Source organism: Candidatus Buchananbacteria bacterium CG10_big_fil_rev_8_21_14_0_10_42_9, assembly GCA_002773845.1.
GTDB lineage: Bacteria > Patescibacteriota > Patescibacteriia > Buchananbacterales > 21-14-0-10-42-9 > 21-14-0-10-42-9.
In genome coordinates this window covers 1-7,792 of sequence record PEZZ01000003.1, presented here as the reverse complement: position 1 = coordinate 7,792, position 7,792 = coordinate 1, and the positions used below count along the sequence as shown (strand labels likewise).

Sequence of the window (7,792 nt, the reverse complement as noted above, 5' to 3'; positions counted from 1 at the left end):
AGGATCAAGCGGATAGTCAATTAAGCCATCGCCGTCATTGTCGTTGCCGTCGCGACAATCTTCAAGTGCCGGGGCGCCGCCACCGCCACCGCTAATGACGTTGGCATTAATATTTATATTATCAGCCAAGGCATTCGTGAAAAGCAAAAAAGAAAAAAGCCAAAACAGCAAAACTTTAAAAATGAAAGTGGCAATGTTTAAGTTTAGCTTATTTACCATGCCGACTCTTGCTTCGCTTTTTATCTTGCGTCACCTTAACCGTTAAAAGGATTAAGAACACAACTAAACCGACAATTAAATATGGGTATCTAGTTTGCACTTTAAAATTAATTTGTTCGGAAATTGAAATCGCGTCAGTTAAATTCAAATTAATAGTAGCCGTATAATCACCGGCTATAAATAAGGCTCGCAATTGTGATAAAGCTTGCGCAAGGCTAACTTCTCCAGTCGCCAAATCATTAAGCAACAGTAACGGATTTTCCCACCCAACGCTAAAAACCCGACTGCTATTAGGCAATATAAAACCCCCGGCTGAATTGATGTGTAATTTTGCTACCGGCCAATTAAAGCGGTTCGTAATTTTTATATTGCCGCTTGGCTGTAGATGAGTGTTGCCGGTGTTTTTTACATGCACATTAAAAGTCGTTGGGAAAGAAGTAAGATGGCCGCGTGAGCCTTGGTATGAAACACCCACAAACTCCCCGTCTTCAATTAAATCCCCGCCAACCTCCAACATGACTAAAAAGGCAATATTGCCTTTAACGCCAAAATTACCGGCTCCCGGCGACTCCCCCCAAAGAATAGCCGCGTAATATCCGCCGGGCGCGGCATTGTCGGGAACTGTTATATCAACAATCGCCGGAAATCCTTGCTTAGCAGGGAGCGCCACGTTAGGATTTCGCACCGTAAACCAATCATGCCACGGCTCACGACTATCATAATCTACTTTTGCATTGCCAAACTCGTCGGCTGGTAAAAAACTTTTAACGTCGCTTTGTAAAAATAATGTCCCGTCCGTTTCGTTAATCACGTTAAAACTGAATGATTTGCTCTCCCCTGGCTCAATTGGCACATGGGCGCGGACTGGTTGGATCGTGATAGCTAGGACAGCTTGAGGCAGCCAAAAAATCAGCATTATAAATGCTAAACCCAAAAAAATATTCCAATTACGCATAATTAAAAAACCGGCGTGGCGGTGTAAGTTAGGGTGGTAGTGTAGGTTCCGGACTCGGTCGCACCGGCGATATTAGCGATATAAGATACCGTAAAAGTTGTAGTGTTGATCGGGGCGGTAGACGTCGCGACGACCTCGCCGGAAACAAATCTAAAACTATTGGCAGTATTGTAATTGTTTGCCGCCGCGCCAATTGGTGCGGTGCCGGACGGATCAGAACCAACTGACGGAGAAGTGTTAGCTACCACATTTAAACCAAACTGCTCTAAGCCGGTGGCGCTCGCGGCCGTGGTCGACATGGCATCAATTATATTAGCCCCAGACGACAATGTTGAGCCGCTGACATTTATATTAAAACCATTATCAATGTCTGTTGCCGCTGACATGGTGTGGCTACCGGTTTTCGTTACCGCCGCGTCTAATTGACCCAATTCAAGTGATGAAGCGCCCAAGGAAAAAGTCAAAGTCTCGCCAAAAGTTTCAAAAAATCCAGACTTAACCCCAAAGTTAGCTGATGTCGAAGTCGCCGAATTAACAACTCCTTCGCCGACAATATCTTGGAGTTGATAATTATCCGAGCTAGAATATCCGCCGCCCGAAACAAAAGTATCAGATAATATCTGGTAATTTTCACTTGACCGGACAGCGCCTAAAACTACCGGGACGAAAACTATAAATCCGGTTCCAACTGACAATAAAAACCGCTTCAAGAAATGATAATCCATGTTGAAAAATATATAATAATGTTAAAAGTATACCATATTCTGTTTTTGCCTAAAACAAAAAGCGAGGCTTAAATCCCTCGCTTTTGTCAAATAAAAAAAGTTAAAATTGAGTTGCTTGATCGTCAATGTATCGCTGGATAGCCTGGACCACCCTACCCTCATCTTGCAAATCTTCCATTAGCACTACAAAATCACGATTGATATACATCGTATCTTCCGGGGCATGCAACTCATTACCCAACTTGACTAAAGTCAATTGCTGATTGGCATCTTCTCCAGTTTCACCATCGGCGGCACTGCGCTGCAGCGGCTGAGTAATATTTTGTAAGTAATAAATATTTTCTAAAGTTACCTGCTTTCTGCTTATGTCAGTAATGTTGCCAAAGTAGACTTGTCCATTGCTTAAAAAAACAGCTTGCCACTGATTATTAAATCTTGGGCCGCTTTGAAATAATTGAATATTTGTATAAGTCGTCAATAAATAATACCCGCCGACAATAATCACTAAAGCTATTATCAGAGAAGTTAAACCATCACCAAAAGAAGATTTTGGCCGAGGCGCAGATGCCGGTCGCGGGAAAGATTGACGTCCGCCAAACCGCGGTGGCGGAGTTAGGTCTGAATCGTTTTTTGGCTGAACTTGTGCCATATAAAATAATTACGATTTAGTTTTAGCTTTGGAAATTTCAAAAAAATCTTGGACCAAAACCGCGATCGCGGTTGCCACCGGAATGGCTAAAATTATTCCGACTACGCCCCAAAGCTTGGCACCAATTAACATTGCCACAATACTCATCACTGGATTTAAACCGACTGCCTTACGCATAATTTGAGGCACTAAAAAATTATTTTCAATTTGCTGGACCACAATATAAACAATTAAAACCCAAACGGCTAATAATGGGTCTTGCAATAAAGCTAAAAAGATAGCTGGGATAGCCGCCATGATCGGACCTAAGTACGGAATAAATTCAAATACTGCCGCCAACAACGCCAGTACCAAAAAGTAAGGATGGCCGGTAATCCAAAGCCCGACTAAAATCAACAAACCAACAATCACACTTAAAATTATTTGACCCCGCAGCCAAGCGCCAATTTTATCTTGCATGCGGCGGAATAAGTTAAACAAATAAGGTTGAATATTTTTTGGCGCGACCGAACGAATTACTAATCCTAAATTATTCTCCTCTACAACAAGGTAAAAAGTAATGACTAAAATTAAAATGAATGAAACTAAGCCTCCAAAAAGCGAACCGACAAACGAAAAGATGCCGCGTCCCAACTGGCTAATACCTGTGCTAATTTGTCCAACCTCCTGATTAACCGAACGCAGGCCAGTTTGAATCTCACCGAGTAAGGCATTACTCAATGAGCTTTCTCTAAACTGAAAGTAGGTTTTAGAAATACTATCCCAATAGGATGGGAAACTTCTGGTTAAAGAACTTATCTGCTCGGCCATCGGCGGCACGAGCAGGCCCAAGGCTAAACTAAAAATTAAAAAGATGATCAGGTACACCACCAAAACTCCTAGCGCGCGTGGCACTTTTCGCATCTGTAATTTAATTACAAACGGCTCAATTACTGCGGCTAAAATTACTGCTACAAATAAAACCGCGATAATATCGCGGATTAAATATAAAAACCCCAAGGCCAATAAAACCGCCAGCACTTTTAAAATAGCGCCAAACGATATATCAAAAACAACTCGCTTTTCCTCTTCCATGGGTACAAGTATACCATATTTGTATAATCTTTTGTAGTATGATAGAACAAGACCAGGAACTATATGCCAACCTTAGCTAAAAATAAAAAGGGCTTATTTAACTATACAGTTTTAGAAGAATTTGAAGCCGGAATTGTACTAACCGGCGCTGAGGTTAAATCTGTCAAGGCCGGACGGCTCAGTTTAGTCGGCAGCTTTGTCACGATTAACAAAAAAAACGATGCTTGGATAAAGGGCTTGCAAATTAATGCCTACCCGCCAGCGGTTAAAACTCAAACTAAATACGACCCTATCCGCGACCGCAAGCTTTTGTTGCACGACAAAGAAATCACCCACATGCAAAGCACTATCAGATCAGGGCAAGGGTTGACAATTATACCAACTTTAGTCTATACTAAGGGGAGCCTAATTAAGGTAAAAGTCGCTATCGCGCGCGGCAAACGCCGAATTGACAAGCGAGAAACGATTAAAAAAAGGGAAACCGACCGAAAAATTAGGCAAGCCATGAAACGGCGGTAAGCCGTTTTTCATCCTTTATGGGGATGTCAATAATCGACAAAAACAATTCTTTAAAATCCGCTATGCGCGCTGGCCGCGCGTAAAACTAGCCGCACAACATAAGTGCAAAAAATCTATTCGCTAAGGTTAAAACCGCTTTTAGCGGCTTGAACTTAGTTCCTGCTTACGCTTAAACAATCGTAAGCCATCGGCCACTCACGCCTTATAGGTGATCCCCGGTGTTAACATAAGGCTTACTCGTTTAAGTTGTCTGGCTTAAACGAGAACACTTCCCCAGACTAGAAGTTAAGATTTTCGCTAACCTTATTATCTTTTCTTTGAACTACCAAGGTTAGCTATCATAGTAGATGGGTTTTGACGAAGTTTTTTGGACAGGGGTGTGAGGCCCCTCATCTCCACCCGCAAACCAGAGTTGCGAAGCAACACGGTTTGGGGTAGTCCTGAACCGTACTTGTTCTGGTTCAGGGCACCAGACCGTATCACTAATTCCATAACATACACTGCCTTGAGAATATCGCGCAAACGGCATAAGCCAACATCAGATAAAAAAGAATACCGGGTTAATAACCGCATTAAAGCTCGGGTAGTGCAAGTGATTGATGAAATCGGTGCGCGGGTTGGTGAAATGGACATTGATAAAGCTTTGGCTTTAGCCGCGGAACGTGGATTTGATTTAGTCGAAGTCTCCCCTAAGGCCGAGCCGCCAGTCGCCAAGCTCATTGACTACAATAAATTTAAATACGAAGAGCAAAAAGAAGCCCGGAAAGCCCAATCCAAACAAAAGAAAGTTGACATCAAGGGTATTCGCTTAACTTTTCGGATGGGTAAACATGATGTTGATCTTCGTTTAAATCAAGCCAAGAAATTTTTAGCCGAAGGACAAAAAGTCAGAATTGAAATGATGCTGAAAGGCCGCGAACGCCGACACACCGATTTAGCTAAAGAAAACATTCAGGAGTTTATTAATAATATTAAAGCGACTGAAGACATAAAAGTTGAACAAAATTTAGACCAGCAAGGCAACAAACTAAATATCACTATCGCAAAACAATGAAGCAAAAAACCCACAAAATGACAGCCAAAAAAATTAAACTGTCAAAACCTAAGCGTAAAAAAACTACGAAATTAATGGCCAAAAAAGCCGGCCAGGATCACTTTAACGCGCGCGAAAGCGGCAAGGTTGGCCGTGCTAAGCGTCGCAAACGCAGGTTGCCAAAAGCGCTTAATAAAAATATAAGATCGCGACTTCCTTATAGTTAATTTTTACATCTATGCCCCGAGTTAAACGCGGACCAAGTCATTTAAAAAAACGAAAACGCCTTTTGAAAAAGGCGAAAGGTTACAAATGGGGACGAAAAAGTTCTATTCGCCTAGCCAAAACCGCGGTAACAAAGGCCGGAGCCCGAGCACATTTTGACCGGCGCAAGAAAAAAGGCGTAAACCGCCGTTTATGGCAAGTGCGCTTAAACGCTGCTGTTCGCGAACACGGATTATCCTACAGCAAATTTATCAATTTGTTGAAGAAAAATAAAATTGAACTTGACCGCAAAGTTTTATCCGAAATCGCGCAAAAATATCCGAAAGTTTTCCAAGCAATTGTTGAACAATTGAAAAAATGACGCATAGCGTCATCCTGAGCTTGTCGAGGGATCTCACCGAGCCTTTTAGAGGGCAAGGGGTCAAAAAAAATTTAAACAAATAGTCATTCCGGGCTTGACCCGGAATCTCTATTTTGTATAATGCTAGAGATTCTGAAACACAAAGCCATGCGGCCTCGCCACGTCTGACGTGGCCTCGCGTGGAGTTCAGAATGGCAACATAATGGGGGCGTAGCTTTACCCGAATCGCCTTTGGCGGAGGTTACCCGCCCGAACGACTGACGCAGTTCAGTCGGGCGGGGAGCGCCTGCAACCATATGATACTGAACAATACGGTTCTATTGCAGAAGCAAGAAAACGCGAGTTATACTTTAAAACTGCTGCGGGTAGAAGGTTCTTGAAGAAAAAACTTAATTTGGGGGCGTAGCTCAGCTGGTTAGAGCGCCTGCCTGTCACGCAGGAGGTCGAGGGTTCGAGTCCCTTCGTCCCCGCCAGATTTCCAAGTTAGAACCTTTGAGTTTGCAAGGCTTTTTGACCCATTGTCAGGGTCTTGCGGAGGGTTGAGCTTGGAAACTTGTAAGTCCATAAGAACATCAAAGACTGGCGTCCAGATAGGCGTCAGTTTTTGATTTTGCACCGTAAAGCCATCGAAACAGAGCTTCAGAATCGTGCGCTTTTGGTACGTTCCACTGGTGCTGTACACCTTATCTGCGTGATCGGTGAAATCGAGTAGCTCATTAAACTTTTGAACGAACTTGTCCGACTTACCCTCAAGCACTGCCAGTCGATCCTGATACATCTCCTTCTCCCTCAGAAGCTCGTCCTGAATCTTTATAAAGACCTCGGCATCGATGATACGTTTTGACCGGTCCACCACAATGTTGCGGATCTGCTGTTGAACCCTGACCAGCTCCTGTTTGAGACTTTTGCGTTCACGTTCCTCCTGCGAGAGACGTTCTTTGGCGAAGTGCTGGAAGTAGGCATCAAGTACCTTCTTGAACTTATCCGGCAACTGCACCCGTGAGAGATGATTCGTTACCTGCTCTTCGATGCCTTCAAAACGGATGTATTTTTTCTCCGGACAACTACGATCCCTGCGATGACTGCAATTGTAATAAAGGTGGCCTTTCTTAACCTGTCCGACAAGCATCGAGCCACAGTAACCGCACCTCATATGGCCTGACAGTGGGTAGATGTGCTTGCGAGTGCGATCAGCGTAGTGATTATGCTGTTGGATGACTTCCTGAACGTCATCAAAGACCTTCTTGGTAATGAGGGGCGGAAAGTTTGCCTGGGAGGTCGCTGACCGGGTTTTGATGAGTCCGTAATAGATGGTGTTGGCCAGTACATGTTCAATGGTCTTGCGGCCGATTAATTTGCCGCCGCGAGTCCGCAAACCTCGCTTATTGAGATCTTCCGAAAGAGAATCGTAAGAATACTTTCCGGTGGCGTAGAGCTCGAATGCCAGCTTCACATACGGAGCCCGAATGTTATCGACTATAAGAGACTTGGTCTTCTTATCGTTCAAATACCCGAGCGGTGCTACACCGGGGAACCGGCCACGCTCTACGGCCTCTTTAAGACCCTTCCTGACCTCCCAGCTGATGTTCTGGGATGTCCATTGGGCAATCGAGGACATAATGTTCTCAACAAGCTCGCCGGAAAACGACTCATCGAATTGCTCGACTACCGAGATCAGCCGAACGTCGTGTTTTTTGAGCATCATCTTGATCGCCGCATAATCCGCGACGTTGCGGCACATGCGATCAAGTTTGTGCATCAAGATAACATCGATCTTGCTGTCGGTCTTTGCCCGGTGAAGCATTTTCTGAAGCTGTGGACGTTCGACGGTGCGAGCTGATTCGCCCTTCTCCTCATAGATACCATCCGGAGCAAGAGTCCAGTGGTGATCCATGCCGTACTTCTGGCACGCTTTGACCTGTGCCGGGATACTGAGTTCTCGTTCGGCCTGACGAGAGGTAGAGACACGGCCGTAGATTAAGTAGTTCGTCATAATAGTTTATAAATTCTTTATAATTTGTTTATTGATTTT

General features: G+C 44.1%; 10 protein-coding genes, 1 tRNA gene, 1 other RNA gene and 2 pseudogenes (1 of these 14 cut by a window edge). 7 read left to right on the top strand and 7 right to left on the bottom strand.

The features are described from left to right. From COT81_00500 to COT81_00480, 5 genes are all read right to left on the bottom strand, one after another. Positions 1 to 219 carry part of the coding region annotated (locus tag COT81_00500) for a hypothetical protein (GenBank protein ID PIS05563.1) on the bottom strand (this coding region is incomplete at its 3' end). Its footprint begins 959 nt before the window's first position, so 219 of the 1,178 annotated nt are shown. Then, positions 209 to 1,174 (bottom strand): hypothetical protein, encoded by a 966-nt coding sequence (locus COT81_00495; GenBank protein PIS05562.1) that lies wholly within the window; start codon positions 1,172 to 1,174, stop codon positions 209 to 211. The genes COT81_00495 and COT81_00500, both read right to left, overlap by 11 nt. Before the next feature lie 2 nt (positions 1,175 to 1,176). Beyond that, on the bottom strand, positions 1,177 to 1,899 hold the full coding sequence (locus COT81_00490) for a hypothetical protein (protein ID PIS05561.1): 723 nt from the start codon (positions 1,897 to 1,899) through the stop codon (positions 1,177 to 1,179). 100 nt (positions 1,900 to 1,999) lie between these two features. Next, positions 2,000 to 2,548, bottom strand: coding sequence for a hypothetical protein (locus tag COT81_00485; protein PIS05560.1), 549 nt, complete (start codon positions 2,546 to 2,548; stop codon positions 2,000 to 2,002). A 9-nt stretch (positions 2,549 to 2,557) separates the two neighbouring features. Next, positions 2,558 to 3,622 carry a hypothetical protein gene (locus COT81_00480; GenBank protein PIS05559.1) on the bottom strand — a complete coding sequence of 355 codons (1,065 nt, stop codon included), beginning with the start codon at positions 3,620 to 3,622 and terminating at the stop codon, positions 2,558 to 2,560. Between the two features lie 63 nt (positions 3,623 to 3,685). Here COT81_00480 and COT81_00475 point away from each other — a divergent pair, with 63 nt between their 5' ends. From COT81_00475 to COT81_00450, 6 genes are all read left to right on the top strand, one after another. Further along, the gene (locus tag COT81_00475; protein ID PIS05558.1) at positions 3,686 to 4,141 is read left to right on the top strand and encodes an SsrA-binding protein; all 456 of its coding nucleotides are present in this window, start codon (positions 3,686 to 3,688) and stop codon (positions 4,139 to 4,141) included. A 19-nt stretch (positions 4,142 to 4,160) separates the two neighbouring features. Beyond that, positions 4,161 to 4,542: a transfer-messenger RNA gene (gene ssrA / locus COT81_00470) on the top strand. Between the two features lie 11 nt (positions 4,543 to 4,553). Further along, complete coding sequence (locus COT81_00465) at positions 4,554 to 5,195, top strand: translation initiation factor IF-3 (protein PIS05564.1); 642 nt, start codon at positions 4,554 to 4,556, stop codon at positions 5,193 to 5,195. Then, positions 5,192 to 5,401, top strand: a complete 210-nt coding sequence (locus COT81_00460) for a 50S ribosomal protein L35 (protein PIS05557.1) — start codon at positions 5,192 to 5,194, stop codon at positions 5,399 to 5,401. The genes COT81_00465 and COT81_00460 overlap by 4 nt, the downstream gene beginning before the upstream one ends. 11 nt (positions 5,402 to 5,412) lie before the next feature. Next, positions 5,413 to 5,760, top strand: coding sequence for a 50S ribosomal protein L20 (locus COT81_00455; protein ID PIS05556.1), 348 nt, complete (start codon positions 5,413 to 5,415; stop codon positions 5,758 to 5,760). Between the two features lie 396 nt (positions 5,761 to 6,156). Next, positions 6,157 to 6,233 (top strand) — tRNA-Asp (locus tag COT81_00450). 530 nt (positions 6,234 to 6,763) lie between these two features. Here COT81_00450 and COT81_00445 read toward each other — a convergent pair. Then, positions 6,764 to 6,913 (bottom strand): annotated as a pseudogene (locus COT81_00445) (recombinase family protein). Between the two features lie 57 nt (positions 6,914 to 6,970). Then, positions 6,971 to 7,378, bottom strand: a pseudogene (locus tag COT81_00440) (hypothetical protein). Here COT81_00440 and COT81_00435 point away from each other — a divergent pair. Continuing rightward, positions 7,361 to 7,600, top strand: coding sequence for a hypothetical protein (locus COT81_00435; protein ID PIS05555.1), 240 nt, complete (start codon positions 7,361 to 7,363; stop codon positions 7,598 to 7,600). The pseudogene COT81_00440 and the gene COT81_00435 overlap by 18 nt on opposite strands. Positions 7,601 to 7,792: the final 192 nt, after the last annotated feature.